At 55.3% G+C, this 15234-nt stretch carries 12 protein-coding genes; 2 read left to right on the top strand and 10 right to left on the bottom strand.

Annotated elements, in window-relative coordinates; translation table 11 throughout:
• Window positions 1–85: 85 nt before the first annotated feature.
• Window positions 86–1276: an amino acid aminotransferase gene (locus C7434_RS02730; RefSeq protein ID WP_033737628.1), complete on the top strand. Its 1191-nt coding sequence runs from the start codon at window positions 86–88 to the stop codon at window positions 1274–1276.
• Window positions 1277–1318: 42 nt separating this feature from the next.
• Here the strand turns inward: C7434_RS02730 and C7434_RS02725 are convergent, their stop codons facing one another.
• From C7434_RS02725 to cmoM, 7 genes are all read right to left on the bottom strand, one after another.
• Window positions 1319–1948 carry an MBL fold metallo-hydrolase gene (locus C7434_RS02725; protein ID WP_033737629.1) on the bottom strand — a complete coding sequence of 210 codons (630 nt, stop codon included), beginning with the start codon at window positions 1946–1948 and terminating at the stop codon, window positions 1319–1321.
• A gap of 36 nt (window positions 1949–1984) precedes the next feature.
• A complete protein-coding gene (locus tag C7434_RS02720; RefSeq protein ID WP_033737630.1) occupies window positions 1985–2536 on the bottom strand; it encodes a YcbK family protein in 552 nt (183 codons plus the stop codon).
• Window positions 2537–2723: 187 nt separating this feature from the next.
• Complete coding sequence (ldtD, locus tag C7434_RS02715; protein WP_133745113.1) at window positions 2724–4538, bottom strand: L,D-transpeptidase; 1815 nt, start codon at window positions 4536–4538, stop codon at window positions 2724–2726.
• Between the two features lie 169 nt (window positions 4539–4707).
• Window positions 4708–9174 (bottom strand): chromosome partition protein MukB, encoded by a 4467-nt coding sequence (gene mukB / locus C7434_RS02710; RefSeq protein WP_033737631.1) that lies wholly within the window; start codon window positions 9172–9174, stop codon window positions 4708–4710.
• A complete protein-coding gene (gene mukE / locus C7434_RS02705; protein ID WP_006118636.1) occupies window positions 9171–9896 on the bottom strand; it encodes a chromosome partition protein MukE in 726 nt (241 codons plus the stop codon). The genes mukB and mukE overlap by 4 nt, the downstream gene beginning before the upstream one ends.
• The gene (gene mukF, locus C7434_RS02700; RefSeq protein WP_033737632.1) at window positions 9877–11199 is read right to left on the bottom strand and encodes a chromosome partition protein MukF; all 1323 of its coding nucleotides are present in this window, start codon (window positions 11197–11199) and stop codon (window positions 9877–9879) included. Before mukF ends, mukE begins: the two co-directional genes overlap by 20 nt.
• Window positions 11196–11987: a tRNA uridine 5-oxyacetic acid(34) methyltransferase CmoM gene (gene cmoM, locus C7434_RS02695; RefSeq protein ID WP_033737633.1), complete on the bottom strand. Its 792-nt coding sequence runs from the start codon at window positions 11985–11987 to the stop codon at window positions 11196–11198. Before cmoM ends, mukF begins: the two co-directional genes overlap by 4 nt.
• Window positions 11988–12112: 125 nt before the next feature.
• On the opposite strand from cmoM, the gene elyC reads away from it, so the two are divergent.
• Window positions 12113–12898 carry an envelope biogenesis factor ElyC gene (gene elyC, locus C7434_RS02690; RefSeq protein WP_033737634.1) on the top strand — a complete coding sequence of 262 codons (786 nt, stop codon included), beginning with the start codon at window positions 12113–12115 and terminating at the stop codon, window positions 12896–12898.
• 99 nt (window positions 12899–12997) lie between these two features.
• Here elyC and kdsB read toward each other — a convergent pair whose 3' ends face one another.
• The 3 genes from kdsB to C7434_RS02675 form a co-directional block, all read right to left on the bottom strand.
• On the bottom strand, window positions 12998–13747 hold the full coding sequence (gene kdsB / locus C7434_RS02685) for a 3-deoxy-manno-octulosonate cytidylyltransferase (RefSeq protein ID WP_033737635.1): 750 nt from the start codon (window positions 13745–13747) through the stop codon (window positions 12998–13000).
• Window positions 13744–13926, bottom strand: a complete 183-nt coding sequence (locus C7434_RS02680) for a Trm112 family protein (RefSeq protein ID WP_006118631.1) — start codon at window positions 13924–13926, stop codon at window positions 13744–13746. The genes kdsB and C7434_RS02680 overlap by 4 nt, the downstream gene beginning before the upstream one ends.
• 84 nt (window positions 13927–14010) lie before the next feature.
• Window positions 14011–15228 carry a winged helix-turn-helix domain-containing protein gene (locus tag C7434_RS02675; protein WP_033737636.1) on the bottom strand — a complete coding sequence of 406 codons (1218 nt, stop codon included), beginning with the start codon at window positions 15226–15228 and terminating at the stop codon, window positions 14011–14013.
• Window positions 15229–15234 lie beyond the last annotated feature (6 nt).

Raw genomic sequence — 15234 nt, 5'->3', positions numbered from 1 at the left:
TTTTATCGCAAACGGTTGGCATTTCGTCGTGCTGACGTTAACCTGATGCTTCATTTGCTAAAGTTCACGCTACTGGACCCGACTCATGTTTGAATCGATCTCTGCTGCACCTGCCGATCCTATCCTTGGCCTGGCCGATCTGTTTCGTGCCGATGACCGCCCGAATAAAATTAATCTCGGTATTGGCGTTTATAAAGATGAAACCGGGAAAACCCCGGTGCTCACCAGCGTTAAAAAAGCAGAGCAATATCTGCTGGAAAACGAGACCAGCAAAAATTACCTGAGCATTGACGGTCTGCCGGATTTCGCACACTGCACTCAGGAATTGTTATTTGGTAAAGGCAACGCCCTGATTTCGGCGGGCCGCGTACGTTCCGCGCAGACGCCAGGCGGGACAGGTGCACTGCGTGTCGCTGCGGATTTTCTGGCCACGCAGACGTCGGTGAAGCGCGTATGGGTCAGCAACCCGAGCTGGCCGAACCATAAAAACGTGTTTAACGCCGCGGGTCTCGAGGTGTGTGAATACTCGTATTATGATGCGGTCAACCATACGCTGGACTTTGACAGCATGCTGGCCTCGCTGAAAGAGGTTAAAGCCGGTGATGTGGTGCTGTTCCACGGCTGCTGCCATAACCCAACCGGTATCGATCCGACAGCAGAGCAGTGGCAACAGCTGGCTGCGCTTTCCAAAGCCAATGGCTGGTTGCCGCTGTTTGACTTCGCCTATCAGGGCTTTGCCCGTGGGCTGGAAGAAGATGCAGCAGGTCTGCGCCTGTTTGCGGCCAGCCATCAGGAGCTGATTGTGGCCAGTTCCTATTCCAAAAACTTTGGTCTGTATAATGAACGCGTGGGTGCGATTACGCTGGTGGCGAGCGATGCAGCCACGGCCGATACTGCCTTCAGTCAGGTGAAGTACACGATTCGCGCTAACTACTCTAACCCACCGTCACACGGTGCGGCAGTGGTGGCAACCATCCTGGGAAATGACGCGCTCCGTACCATCTGGCAGCAGGAGTTGTCCGATATGCGTCAGCGTATCCAGCGCATGCGTCAGCTGTTTGTGAATACGCTGGCGGAAAAAGGGGCGCAGCAGGATTTCAGCTTTATCATTAAGCAGAACGGTATGTTCTCGTTCAGCGGGCTGACCAAAGATCAGGTCATTCGTCTGCGTGAAGAGTTTGGCGTATATGCGGTGAACTCAGGCCGGGTGAACGTGGCCGGGATGACGCCCGATAATATGTCTGCCCTGTGTGAAGCGATTGTCGCCGTGCTGTAATCCTGTCCTTATGAAAAAAAATGGGCCTGACTGGCCCATTTTTTATTGCAGAAAAGGATTCGTCAGACGTTCACGACCTAAAGTGGATAGCGGACCGTGACCGGGCAAAAACGTCACATCATCTCCCAGCGGCAACACTTTGTTTTTGATGGCATCAATCAGATGCTGATGGTTACCCTGCGGAAAGTCGGTGCGTCCTACACCACCGTTAAAGATCACATCACCGGAAACCAGTAAACGCCCCTGTCGGTCAAAAAACACGATATGGCCTGGCGTATGACCGGGACAGTGCAGAACCTCAAGATTAACCTGACCAACCTGAACAGTGTCCCCCTCTTCCAGCCAGCGATCGGGCGTAAGCGGCGCGCAGTACTCAAGTCCAAACATCTGGCTCTGCGTGGGCAATGCCTCAAGCCAGAACGCATCCTGTTTGTGCGGGCCTACCAGTGGTATGTTCCAGCAGGCCGCCAGTTCCGCCGCGGCCCCGACATGATCAAGATGACCATGCGTCAGCAGGATCTGGCCAGGCGTTAAATCAAGCTGTTCCAGCGTTTGCCTGATTGTATCGGCGTCACCACCCGGATCCACAATCGCAGATTCACGTGTGGTGTCGCACCAGATAACCGAACAGTTCTGCGCGAAGGCGGTAACGGGGATAATGTGATAATTCATAACGCTCCATGGTCGGCACCCGCAGCGTTGCCGACGTTACGACCAGTGCCTGACCGGACCGGTATCAATATGTACAAAGTTGCTGCTGGGGTAATATCCTACACCACCCGCCCGCATTTTTAACGCGGCTTTCCGGACATTCGCCAGGCTAATCCCCTCAATATGGAAATCCATCGCCTGACCTTTGGTGTGGTAGCTGTGTTTTGCGACACCAGGACCAGATTCGCGCAGCATATTATTGGTGGCCAGAGTACGGTAGCCCGAGATCAGCTGAACGGGCTTACGCGTTTCCAGCAGCGCCTGGAGGCGGTAGAGCTGATCGAAAAGGTGGGGATCGATACTTTTGATTTTATTGGCGCGGTAGTCACGGAAAAAATGATTAAGACGCGATAACTCGCTCTTGTCGTAACTTTTACCGTTGAAGAATTCTGTTTTGAGGGTTTCACCCGTGTGAAGGTTATTCAGCGTTAAGACGCGCGGTCGTGACGTAGAGAGTGAAGCCATCGCTGACGTCGGCAACAAAGCCAGTCCCGCAGCGGCACTTCCGCAAAACAACAGTTTGCGACGGACAGAATCAATTGTAGACATGAAGCGTTTTACCTGAGAACAGAGCCAATGACACGTGCAAAAAACGCACTGGCGGAACCATAACTTTCTCGCGGTAGCACGTCAACCCATGTCTGGCAAGTTTGGAAGACGGCGCCTCATCGGAGACACCGCCTTTCTCAGGTCATCTTCCCACGCGCAATGCGCACTTACGGTTAAAAATCAACCGTTAGAGGAGCAACTGCTGCGCGCGACTCAGCACCAGACTCCCGGAACGGGCAGTATTATCATAATTGTAAATATCTGTACGAAACTGCGTTTTACCATCATCCGCGACCCAGGCGGTTAAATAATACAGGTTAACCGGTATCCGATGGCGAATAGGCACATAGCGCGTATCACCCTGTTTTAACGTCCCTGAGATACGGGCATCATTCCAGCCTACATCCTGCAGCAGAATGCCCGCCAGTTCTGACGCTTTGTTGACCCGCACGCAGCCCGAGCTGAGTGCGCGAATATCACGCTGGAACAGATTATGATTGGGCGTGTCGTGCAAATAGATAGCATCTGAACTGGGCATATTAAATTTGAAACGGCCCAGTGAATTGGTCTGCCCCGGCGCCTGACGAATTCGGTACGGGAACGACGAGGCTGACACCATGCTCCAGTCGATCATGGTGGGATCGATCACCTCCGCATCCGCACTCCAGCCCGACAGCAGGGTATATCCATGCTTATACAGGTACGTCGGGTCCTGTTTCACTTTTGGAATGATGTCCTGGCGCACCAGCGTGGTAGGCACATTCCACGGCGGATTCAGCACCACGTTGTTGAGCGCGCTGCGCATCAGTGGCGTTTTACGGTCTGGCCGGCCCACAATCACCCGCGATGTCAGCACCCGGGTGCCGTTGTTGTAATAATTCAACGAGTAATTGGGAATGTTGACCATAATGCCGTTGTGCATATCATCCGGCAGCAAACGCAGGCGTTGAATGTTCAGCGCCAGCAGGGCGGCACGTTGCTGAGGTGACACATTCAGCCATTCACGCGTACGCGGACCAATGGCACCATCCGCGTCCAGCCCCTGCCACTGTTGAAAGCGTTTTACCGCTGCGACCAGATTATCGTCATAGACATTGACGCCACTTGTCGCCGTAGGTGCCACTTGTACGTTGTCCGGCGCGCCTGGCGGTGGCGGCGGAATAGCGTTCACGGCAACGGCAGACGGGCTGACCGCGACAGGTTCACTGTGGCTGACCGTAACTGGCGCAGTAGGAACCGCATCGTCATTCGGTGCAGGTGCCGTCGTCTGTGCACTTAACATACCGCTGCGCCGCAGGATTTCCCGCAGTGCCGGTACATCATCACTGACCTGACCCGGCCTTACCGTGTCGCGATTTTTGATTTGCGGCCACGGCTGTTTATCGTTAAGCAGGTTTATTAACGCTTTGTGCATTAAGGGATACTGCGGATGTTGCGGTTCCAGCGAATTCACAAAGGCCGCTGCCCGCCCCGCATTCACGGCGTTCTGCCAGGCATTAATGACGGACACCGACGGCACCGCCAACTTATAGGGCACCGTACTGTAGAGCCACGTTTCCCCCTGTGCGGGAACCGATGAGACAAACTGCAGATAACCCAGCATGGCATCGGACAGTGTCACATCGCGGGCGAATCCGGTAATGGATGGATCGGTCAGACGCTCCACCCACCGGGTAAATTGTGGCTGGACGCCGGATAACGCTACCTCAGCCAGCTGCTGCTGAAACTTCTGCACGGCGTCATGATCCTGCCAGATCGGTTGCATATTTCGTGCGGCATACAGGGCGGCCAGTGAAGCACCGTAAAAAGGCTGACTGTCACTGGCAAACGCCTGGCGAATTTTTTGCTGACTGGCAGAAACAGAGGTGGTGGCCTGGGTCGAATGGACACCGGGCATGGCCGCGATGATAGCCGCCTGGGACGGCACGCACGGACTCAGGGCAAGTGCCAGCACCAGCCATGAACTAACCTGATGAATTGTTAAGCCTTTATTCAGTAACATCCCTGCCCCCTTCATTAATCTACCGCGCAGCCTGAGAGGAAAAAGCTGCAATCGGGCTGTTACTCATATGACTGAGTATACAAACAAAAACGGCATTTGCCTCCTGCGACAAATGCCGTTACCAGATTAACCAATGGCGCTGTTTTTGACTATCCTTGCCGCACGAATATTATGTCGTCGTTTCACTGGCCGAATCGGCTTCACTGCCGCGTTTGGCAGGCAGCGGATCGGCGGCGAAACCCCGTAATCCCACGACATGAACGTGTTCGGTGTTGTTAAACACTTTACGCATCAGTTTGTAGGTCGTGCCCTTCTCAGGACTGATGTTCTCAGGTGCAGCGATGACCAGTTGCATCTCCAGGCGCTCACAGAGTTCAAACAGCGTGGCGATTGAACGCGCATCCAGACGGGCGGCTTCATCCAGGAACAGCAAGCGGCAGGGTGAGATATCTTTCCCACGCAGACGGCGTGATTCCTCTTCCCAGCTCTGCACGACCATGACCAGGATCGACATACCGGTACCAATCGCTTCACCGGTAGAGAGCGCACCACTTTCTGCACGCAGCCAGCCATCGGAGCCACGATTCACCTCGACTTCCATCTCCAGGTAGTTACGGTAATCCAGCAGTTCTTCACCAATTGTCTGTGGCGTGCGCTGTCCCATATCAATCTGTGGATTGAGGCGTTGATACAGTTTTGCCAGCGCTTCCGAGAAGGTCAGTCGGTTGCTGTTAAACAGATCCTGATGCTGTTCATGCTCTTCGGACAAGGTATCGAGCAGCATCGCGTGTGTTTCCCGCACGTTCACGTTGAGCCGCACGCTGCGTACCTGTCCAAAGCTGACGGTCTGTAACCCCTGGTTCAGCTGGCGAATACGGTTCTGTTCACGCTGAATCGTTTTGCGAATAATGTTCGCCACGCTGCGTGAACTGATGGCCAGCGTTTGCTCGCGGGCGGTCAGCTCTTCCGTCAGACGGTTCAGCTCGATTTCCATCTGTTCGATGGCTTCAACCGGATCGTCGGTGCGGATAATGTCCTGACGGATACGTTCGCGCAGATGCTGATACACGGCGATAAAGAACTGAATTTTACGCTCTGGTCGTTTGGGATCTTCCGACAGGCGCAGCACATCGCGCAGGTGTTCGTTATCCGCCACCGCCAGGCGCAGTGCACCGAGTGCCTTATCCGACATTGAACGCAGCTCATCTGCGCTCAGGTAAGCCAGTTCCCGACGATGCAGACGCCGCTCCACGCCATTGTCCTTCACCAGACGCAGCACCATGCACCAGCCTGCTTTGGCACTGACCACCTGTTCGCGGACCTGATGATAGTTGCGCTCAAGCTGGCGCAGTTTCTTCTGCAGATTGTCCATTTCGGCTTCGCAGAAGGTGAGCTGTTTCTCCAGTTGGTTACGGCGGGCACGATTGTGACTGAGCGCGGTATACAGCTCGTCACGGCGGATACGGGCGCGTTCTTCCGCGCTGGCATCGGCCTGCACACCGATATCCTGCATCTCCTGCTGCAACTCTTTCAGCATGTCGCGTTTGGCGTCATAAGCGCTTTTCAGCGATGCCAGCACCTGAGAATACTGGGTCAGCTGCGACTGATGGGCACGCAGGCGCTCACGGCAGCGGCTGCGCTCCGCTTCCGCCTGCTCCAGACGCTGGCGCAGCTTATCACTCAGATCGGTGTTGCCACCGAGCATACTGGCCGAGTCGTCATAGCTGAAGTGGGCGCGACGCTGTACCACCTCGGTCAGCGCAAAAGCCTGCTGACGCGCGCGCTGCTGCTGCTGCTGTGCATGCTGGTAATCTGCCTGCAACTGGTCGTGCTGTTCCGGATCGCTCTGCAGCACCGCCAGCATCGGTTCAAGTTTGGCCAGCTTCGCCCCATGCTGATGGAGGAAGCGTGCGGCTTCCTGCGCGTCTTCCACCTGCTCACGGATCTCTTCACAACGGTCTGCCAGCGTGTCGTCCAGTAACAGATTCACGCGCGGCAACAGGCGGTTAAGCTGCGCAACGCCCTCTTTGGCCAGGTCAAACTGCTGACGTTGCTGCTGATTGTTGCTTTCATGCTGGTTGAGCGCACGTTCCAGCTCACCCCGACGGGCGCCGAGCTGACGAATCTGCGCTTCGGGATCGTCATCAAAGGCGACCGCCAGATGGCTACCGATAAAACGGCTGAATGACTGATGAAGCCGCTGCGTCTTTTGAACGTCAAACGACAGGGTGGCATACCGTTCCGCCAGACGATCGCGTTCGTTATTGAGCAACTCCAGCTGGTTTTCGCGTGCCGCCCGGCCGAAAAGCGGGATTTTAGGGAAGCGGGAATAGCGCCACTGGCGCTCGGCCACCTTGACCACGACGGCATTTTGTAACTCGTCGACGCTGAACACGCTGTCATCAAAGGATTGCGGATCGCCCTCGATCAAATAGAGATCTTCCGGGCACTCTTCCAGGCCATCCAGTTGCTCACGCACCAGCGAAAGATCGGGCACCACAATGGCGTGACGTGACGGGCCGTACAGGGCGGAGAAGTAAGGCGCATCGTCGAGCGTGACATCGTCATAAATCTCAGACAGCAGCACACCGCCAAAGCGTTCGGCCAGCTGGTTCAGTCGCGGATCTTCCGCACCGCCCGGCTGGCTCAAGCGCTCAATCTGCTGCTCAATTTCACGTTTCCTTGCGGCCACTTCATCACGTTCAACAGTGGTTTCACGTTCCCGCTCCAGCAGCTGCTGCATGTATTCCGTAACGTCCTGGCTGCTGGTCAACGCCTGACCGGTTTGCTCGCTGAGCTGCGTCAGGATTTCTTGCGCAGCCAGCCAGTGCGGCGCACGCGCGGTCAACGTTGCGATGCGCTGACGGAGCTGTTCCAGCTCCTGACGCATCAACATACGCTGTTCGCCCGCATCGGCAACGCTGCTGTTCAGCTGCTCGATTTGGGCTTCCAGTTCACGCTGCAATCCTTCCAGCGCATCAGGCTCATATTGCTGCCCCTGACGCTTGCAGAATTCCGCCAGCAGACGTTCTGCTTCCTGCTGCTCGCGCAGGCGCTGTTCAAGTTCGCTCAGACGCAGGCGCAGTGAAGCAAGCTGATCGGCGTGGTGACGCTGATTGCTGGCATCACGCAGGAGATCGCGCCCGACTTGCCAGGCCTCTTTACGGCTGACCTCACCGGCAATGCTGGTCACCAGCGATAAGGCCTGTTCAAACTGACTGTGCGCCGCTTCGGCCACACTCAGTTTCTGCTCCAGGCGCAACAACTGCCCGGTTGCTTCTTCTTCTTTGGCCTGGAAGCTGGCCTGCCATTCCGCCGCGTTGTCAATGTTCAGCTCAGGCAATTCACACAGCGAACGCGCACGTTCCAGAGCCTGTAACGCCTGCTGATACTGAATGGCACGGGTTTGCTGCACGTCCAGCGCCTGCTGAAAATCGGCCAGCTGACTTTTCAGCTCATCCACTTCCAGTTCGGCCGCTTCAGCACGGGCTTCATTTTCTTCCTGGATTTCACGCGCTTCGGCCACGACTTCACTCTGTTCTTCCAGGCGAAGTGTCAGATCCTCTATATCACTGTCATAACGGGTAATCTTTTCCTGCTGGCGCATTGCCGTCTGCACCAGATTCAGGTGATCGCTGGCCGCCTGATAATCAATTTCAAGATCGTTCTCTGCCCCGCTGTGTTCAGCCAGCTCTCGTGCCATTTCCACGTGGCGATACTGCTCCGACGCCAGCTGCTTGCGGCTGGTGAACAGTTCATTGCGCAGCTGTAGTGCGCTATCCAGGTGGATGCGTCGTTCGTTGGCATGACGCATATAGTCGGCCGATACATAGCTGGTGGCTTCAGAAATCAGGTGCTTAAACAGATCGCGATCAGACTGGGTTACGCGGATCGCTTCCAGCGTCATACGGTTTTCGCGCAGCGCAGCTTCCATGTCCTGGAACGCTTTACGCACGCCACTGTTTTCAGGCAACAGATAATCGCGCAGAGAACGGGTGATGGCGCTGGAGATACCGCCGTACAGAGAGGCTTCAATCAGGCGATAAAACTTACTGCGGTCGCTGGCGGTACGCAGACGACGCGGCACAATCCCCAGATCAAACATCATCGCGTGATAGTCCGTTACCGAGCTGTACTGCCGATACTGGACACCTTCCAGCGCCTCGACGCGTTCTTTGACCTCGTTAAGCGGTAACACGCGCGCCTGACGGCTGTTCAGAATTTCCGTGAGCATGTCCGTGGGCAGCGTATCCGTGGGCAGGCCATGGATACTAAAGGGCTTGATATCAACCTTTTTGTCACGTCCTGCCACCTGCTGTAACCGGACCCCGACCACCACACGTTGATGGCGTGAGTTCACTACGTCCAGCATCGCGTAGCAGACGCCTGCCCGCAGTTTACCGTGCAGGCCTTTATCGCGTGAGCCTGAGGTTGCGCCCGCTTCGGTGGTGTTACGGAAATGCAGCAGGGTTAAGTCAGGAATCAGCGCCGTGACAAAGGCCGCCATTGTGGTGGACTTACCTGCCCCGTTCCCGCCCGACAGCGTGGTGACCAGTTCATCCAGATCAAAGGTTCGGGCAAAAAACCCGTTCCAGTTGATCAGGGTTAGCGAACGAAATTTGCCGCGTTCAATCATGCCTGCTCTTCCTCCGCGATATCACCCGCATCGCTGTCATTCTCTTCACTGTCATCAGCCTCTGTGGCTGCCGTCGTGTTGTCCAGCAACATCGCTTCGCCATCGCGGATCAGGCGCAGTTGCGCTTCACGCGCATCATCACCGCTACGGACATCGGCACCAAAGCGGAAGACAGACTCGGTAATACGAAACTTGCTGCTGTCGTTGCCAAAAAACCACACCATGCCCAGACGGCGCAGGCGGCTTAAGGACGCACGCATTTTTTCCTGTAACTTAGCCCGATCGAGATCCGACCCGGTTGAACGCTGGTTAACCAGCTTTAGCAGCTTGCTTTCGTCCGCCAGGGACAGCAGTTCATCATAGAGTTCCTGTTGCGTGAAAATGCCTTCATTCGCCAGGCGTTCCGGGCTGAGATACAGATAGCAGAGGATTTTCCCGACCATCATGTCCAGTTCGGAAAGCACGGAACGGGGAATCAGCGTGGTTGAGCGTGGACGCAGATAGAAAAAGCCCTCTGGAGCACGAATCAGCTCAACGTTGTAGCGCGTGTAAAACTCTTCCAGATACTGCTGGTAATCCATCAGAAAAGCGTGGTTATCCAGCTCTTCAATGCCAATATGGCGACCGGCACGTAACTGGCTGTCCAGCGCCGGAAAAATCGGATTTGCCAGTGCCTGTGCCAGCTTAACCGGCATCACTTGTTCAATATTTGTCGATGACATGTGCCTGCACCTTGGCTCCGTAATCATTAATGGCTTGCCATTCCACAGGCAAACCGGCTAAATCGGCTTCCGCTACACCTAATCGCACCGCCTGGTCCACGACAATGCGCGCAAGGTCGAAGTGACGCGCGCGCGGGTACTGGGCCAGATAGTCGCGCATGACGGCGGCGAGGTTAAGCGGTTTTTGCTGCGTTTTATAAATCGTTAAGGCTTCTTCGATCATGGCCGCCAGCTGCTCGCGAATTTCATTAAATTCTTCGAACTCCAGTTCAGCAGGTAATTCGCCCATCACTTCGTCATTACGCAGCGTCAGCTCATCGTCACGCATATCGTAAAGACGTTCGGCATTGGCATAAGTCAGCGCCCAGGGTGAGTCAAAATAGTTCTGTACGGATACGCGCAGGCGCTGGGCAAAAACACGGTTTTTGTCCATGTCGATAGCGGTGCGGATAAATTTATGCACGTGGCGGTCATAACCAATCCACAGGTCAATGGCCTGCTGTCCCCAACTGGTGATGCGGTCGAGTTTACTTTGCAGATCGAACACCAGTTTATCGACGAAGCCCAAATCCGGGCTGTCCAGCGTCGCATCCTGAATACGCAGCAGATTTTCCTGGAGTTTGTCACCGGCCGCTTCCAGCGTATCCTGCAATTCACGCAGCGTACCGGAAGTTTCCGACAGTAACATTTCACAGCTTGAAATCGCGGCGCGCCAGTCTTTATTCAGTAGCTCCGCAATATCCGCTTTCACCGCCTGCTGCTGCTCATCCATCAGGCGTTGCGTCATATCAATGCTGTCGAAGATTTCGGCTACGGAGTATTTCAGCGGCGCGAATACGTTACGATGCCAGTGAAATTCATCGCCATTCTCCTGCGCCGCGTCGGCGGCACGCTTAAGTTCAGCGGCAACGATAGAAAGCTGCATGGAAAGCCGCAGCGTGGAGAACTCGCGCTGGCGGATATAGTAATCCGTGATGCCGATGGCCAGCGGCGTCAGACGATAAATTGCATTGCCTTCAGTTAATTCACTGGTGAAACGGTTCAACAGGCGCTGACGCACCATATCATTGATGGCGTTGTTGGCCCGCACCAGTACGGTTTCGCTGGTTTGTTCAAACGCTTTGCTGACATGACGAAACGCATCGACCAGGTCACCTTCACTCATTTCTCCGTCCATGCGCTCGCCATTCAGCGTGGCGATGGCCAGCAAAAAAGCCAGACGTTCAACGGGCAGCGCAAGGGAGAAATCGTTCTTGCGCGCCCAGGATACCAGCTCCGGTACCGTCTGGGAAAATTCACTCATAATTCGTCCTTCTGCCCGGGTTTGCGCGCGGTCACGTGGATGTAACGCCCTAAGCTTAAAAAGGGTTCCTGACGGCAAAAACGCCGCTCCATCTCAATGATTTCGTCGTCGCTTTTTGGCTCGCCTTTAGGCGGCTTCATATAGTCGCTGAACACCCGAATCCCGGCACGCTGTTCAATCTGGAAACCGCAGGCCTGTAACCAGCGTGACACATCGTCAGGATCGCGCGGATAGTCCGGTGACAGCGTGCGCTTCTTACGCTTGGTTAAGTTGGTACGAAGGTAACCAAAATTGCCCAGCGTCAGGGTGCGTAATGTTAACCCATGCAGGTTATAAAACATCAATGACAGCACGCCTCCCGGCCGCAATGTATCAAACAGGGCTTTCAGCACGGTTTCCGGTTCAGCGACCCATTCAAGCACAGCGTGAAACAATACCAGATCCACCGGCTTATCCAAATGTTCACCGACCTGCTGCGCGCTAATTTGTTTGAATTGCATGTTATGGCTCACACCCAGCGCATCCGCATTTTCCTGGGCACGGCGCAACATTTCACCTGAGAGGTCGCACAGCAGAATCTGATGGCCCCGCGCGGCCAGTCCACTGGAAATTTGCCCAATGCCACCGCCCGCATCCAGCACGTTCAGTGAGGGAGACGAGGACGTCAGGCTGGGAAGCAAGGCTTCAAGCTCATCCCAGACGATTGCCTGACGCACCCGGCCTTTGGTGGTGCCGTAAATATTTTGCGAAAATTTATCCGCGAGATCGTCAAAGTTACGATCCTGCATGGCATGGACTCCGGTATGCTGCGGTAAAACGTATGCTATTTTGTCACAGGTGCCGTAAGAATGAAGCTTTCATGCCCTTCTTCTGCTCTGGCTGCTGTTTTTTCGGACAACAAGAGGGATTTTACATGTTTTTTATGCTGAAAAAGGCATTTGGCAACCTGTTACTGCCCCTGCCTTTTCTGCTTCTTTTAATGGCTGTCGGTATTTTGCTGCTTTGGTTCAGCCGCTGGCAGAAAAGCGGTAAAATCTTTATCTCAGTGAGTTGGCTGATGTTATTACTGATAAGCCTACAGCCGGTCGCCGATCGCTTACTGTTGCCCGTCGAATCGCATTACCCGACGTGGAATGGGACTGAAAAAGTCGATTACATCGTGGTGTTAGGGGGCGGCTATACCTATAACCCGGCCTGGGCGCCCAGCTCGAACCTGCTGAACAACAGTTTGCCTCGCGTGACAGAAAGTGTGCGTCAGTGGCAGCGCCATCCGGATGCTACCCTGGTCTTTACCGGTGCGGCAGCAGGGCAAAATCCCAAAAGTAATGCCTGGGTCGCCGCACAGGTTGCCGAAAGCCTGGGCGTACCTTCATCGCACATTCGTCTGCTGGATCAGCCAAAAGATACCGCACAGGAGGCGCAGGCTGTCAGCACGCTCATCGGGCACCACCCTTTCCTGCTGGTTACCTCAGCTAATCATATGCCGCGCGCGATGCGGTTTTTCAATCAGGCAGGCCTCAAGCCGATTGCAGCGCCCGCCAATCAGCTGGCGATTACTTCGCCACTTAACTGGTGGGAACGTTTTTATCCTTCCCCGCTGTGGATGAGTCACAGCGAACGCGCGATCTACGAAACGCTGGGGAGCGCATTGCAACGTTTCTCATCCGCCTCACCTTCTGCCGCACGATCTGATGGATAGACGCAAAGGCGGACATCCGTCATGGCGCAGGCTGAGTGGACCGGAACCCGGCGCCTCAGCCGCGTGCGCAGACGGTCATCGCACAAGAAGCGGAACAGGTCAGCGAAGCATCGCGGCGCGGACCCGGGTGAGATCCTCTGGCGTATCCACGCCAACGCCCGGAATCGTTTTTGCCACCGCAACGTGGATCTTTTCGCCGTACCACAGCACGCGCAACTGCTCCAGCAGTTCGATCTGCTCAAGCGGACAGGGTTCCCAGCTGATATAGCGACGAATAAACCCGGCACGATAAGCATAGATGCCGATATGGCGCAGCAGGGTGTCACCGATCTGTTCCCGGGACTGCGCATAACGTTCACGATCCCAGGGAATCGTCGCGCGTGAAAAATACAACGCGTAGCCTCTGGCATCCATGACCACCTTGACGGCGTTGGGATTGAACGCCTCTTCCGCATCCGTAACCGGCACCGCCAGCGTCGCCATGCCGGCGTCAGCCTGAGCCAGATTGGTCGCCACCTGATGGACGATATCAGCGGGGATCATGGGTTCGTCGCCCTGAACATTGACGATGATCTGGTCATCCGCGAACTGATATTTTTCAATCACTTCTGCAAGGCGTTCCGTACCGGAATGATGGTCGGCGCGTGTCATACACACCTCGCCACCGGCAGCCTCGACAGCGCGGGCCACCTCAGGATGATCGGTCGCGACAATCACACGGCTGGCACCCGATTCCCGGGCGCGCTCCATCACATGCACCACCATTGGCTTGCCATGAATATCAACCAGGGGTTTACCCGGTAAACGGGTGGAAGCATAACGCGCAGGAATGATGGCAATAAAACTCATGGATGGATCTCTTCAACCGATAACGTACGGGCTTCGTTTTCCAGCAGTACCGGAATACCGTCACGCACAGGGAAAGCCAGCGCGTCGGGCTTGCAGATCAGCTCTTGCTGTTCTTTGTTAAAGTACAATTTGCCATTACAAACCGGGCAGGCAACGATTTCGAGTAAACGGTGATCCATATGTCCTCCATCTCGGACCGAGAGCGTAAGGACTAAAGCATATCACAGCGCTGATGAGAGCGGGTAAATCACACCCGCGCTGCATCAGGAATTGTTAAGCTGCCAGCGCGTTGGCCAGTGTGTCAGTAACGCCGAAGGCGCATTCTTTAGCAAGACCGTTTCGGCCCCCTGCCAACGGGCGAAGCGTTCAATAGCACGTTGCACGTCATTGAGAAAGGAAACGGTTACCGCGACGTCAGGTTCAAGCCAGATGTTGTTAATTTCCAGCAAGGCTGTTGAGCGCACCATCCGTGCATCCAGGCGGGCTTTGAGTTGGCCCCGATGCAGCACCGGTAAGACAAAATAGCCATATTTACGTTTGGCCGCAGGCGTGTAACATTCAATGCGGTAGTCAAAGTCAAACAACGCAAGCGCACGTTTCCTGTCCCATACCAGCGGATCGAAAGGGGATAACAGCGTGGTATGTGTTGCGATCAACGGCGTGGCTAATGCGGCCTGAGCGTCCCGATGCAGCCACATCTCTCCCATGCCGTCGACCTCAACCGGCATGATTTCGCCGGCCGCCTGTGCCCATAAGATAAAGTCTTTAATGGGCGCGCGCTTTAGCCGGTAATAGTCTGCCAGCCACTCACGGCGAAAAATGCCCAGACTGCGTGCGCTGTTCACTAACATCAGGCGGACAGCGTCATCCTCACTGATAGCATGCAGCGCATCCTGCCAGTCAGGCATGACACGTGAGCGTAAATCATAGACGCGCTGAAAATTATGGCGCGCTGACACCATTAACTCCCCTGAACTGAACAGGTTTTCGAGATGCCGCTTGTGGGGTTTCCATGCCCACCATCCTGGCTTATGATTTTTTCCACTGGCGAAATCAGCCGATCTGACGGGCCCGTTGTCGCGTATATAGGTAAGTAGATCAGCGATTTCCTGCTGATGTTCCGTTGCCCAGTCTGCACTGTACTTCCAGCCCAGGCGCTCTGGCGACAGCATGCGGTGCCGCAGTAACCGGTAATCTGCGCGGGGAATAAAACAGGCTTCATGCGCCCAGTATTCGAAAATCTCCCCCTGCGCCAGCGACTCGTCCAGCCAGACGGGCGGATAGTCGCCTAAGCGACTGAATAAGACAAGATACGGACTGCGGGCCACCACATTGATGGTGTCGATTTGCAACAGCGACATGCGGCTAATGCAGGCTGAAATATCCTGAAAACGTGCCCGACGTTTCACCGGACGCAATAACCCCTGCGCCGCGAGCTGAATATTACGTGCCTGCTGTCGTGAAAGTGAATGCGTGCCCATTCTCTT

It is taken from the genome of Pantoea sp. PNA 14-12 (assembly GCF_004364735.1).
Classification (GTDB): Bacteria; Pseudomonadota; Gammaproteobacteria; order Enterobacterales; family Enterobacteriaceae; genus Pantoea; species Pantoea stewartii.
This window is presented reverse-complemented; position numbering and strand designations above follow the sequence as displayed.

What these genes read in the sequence shown, in the direction of transcription:
- C7434_RS02725 (WP_033737629.1), bottom strand. Translation starts at nt 1,948, where the DNA reads ATGAATTATCACATTATCCCCGTTACCGCCTTCGCGCAGAACTGTTCG.
- ldtD (WP_133745113.1), bottom strand. Translation starts at nt 4,538, where the DNA reads ATGTTACTGAATAAAGGCTTAACAATTCATCAGGTTAGTTCATGGCTG.
- cmoM (WP_033737633.1), bottom strand. Translation starts at nt 11,987, where the DNA reads ATGCAGGATCGTAACTTTGACGATCTCGCGGATAAATTTTCGCAAAAT.
- C7434_RS02720 (WP_033737630.1), bottom strand. Translation starts at nt 2,536, where the DNA reads ATGTCTACAATTGATTCTGTCCGTCGCAAACTGTTGTTTTGCGGAAGT.
- mukB (WP_033737631.1), bottom strand. Translation starts at nt 9,174, where the DNA reads ATGATTGAACGCGGCAAATTTCGTTCGCTAACCCTGATCAACTGGAAC.
- C7434_RS02730 (WP_033737628.1), top strand. Translation starts at nt 86, where the DNA reads ATGTTTGAATCGATCTCTGCTGCACCTGCCGATCCTATCCTTGGCCTG.
- elyC (WP_033737634.1), top strand. Translation starts at nt 12,113, where the DNA reads ATGTTTTTTATGCTGAAAAAGGCATTTGGCAACCTGTTACTGCCCCTG.
- kdsB (WP_033737635.1), bottom strand. Translation starts at nt 13,747, where the DNA reads ATGAGTTTTATTGCCATCATTCCTGCGCGTTATGCTTCCACCCGTTTA.
- mukF (WP_033737632.1), bottom strand. Translation starts at nt 11,199, where the DNA reads ATGAGTGAATTTTCCCAGACGGTACCGGAGCTGGTATCCTGGGCGCGC.
- mukE (WP_006118636.1), bottom strand. Translation starts at nt 9,896, where the DNA reads ATGTCATCGACAAATATTGAACAAGTGATGCCGGTTAAGCTGGCACAG.
- C7434_RS02675 (WP_033737636.1), bottom strand. Translation starts at nt 15,228, where the DNA reads ATGGGCACGCATTCACTTTCACGACAGCAGGCACGTAATATTCAGCTC.
- C7434_RS02680 (WP_006118631.1), bottom strand. Translation starts at nt 13,926, where the DNA reads ATGGATCACCGTTTACTCGAAATCGTTGCCTGCCCGGTTTGTAATGGC.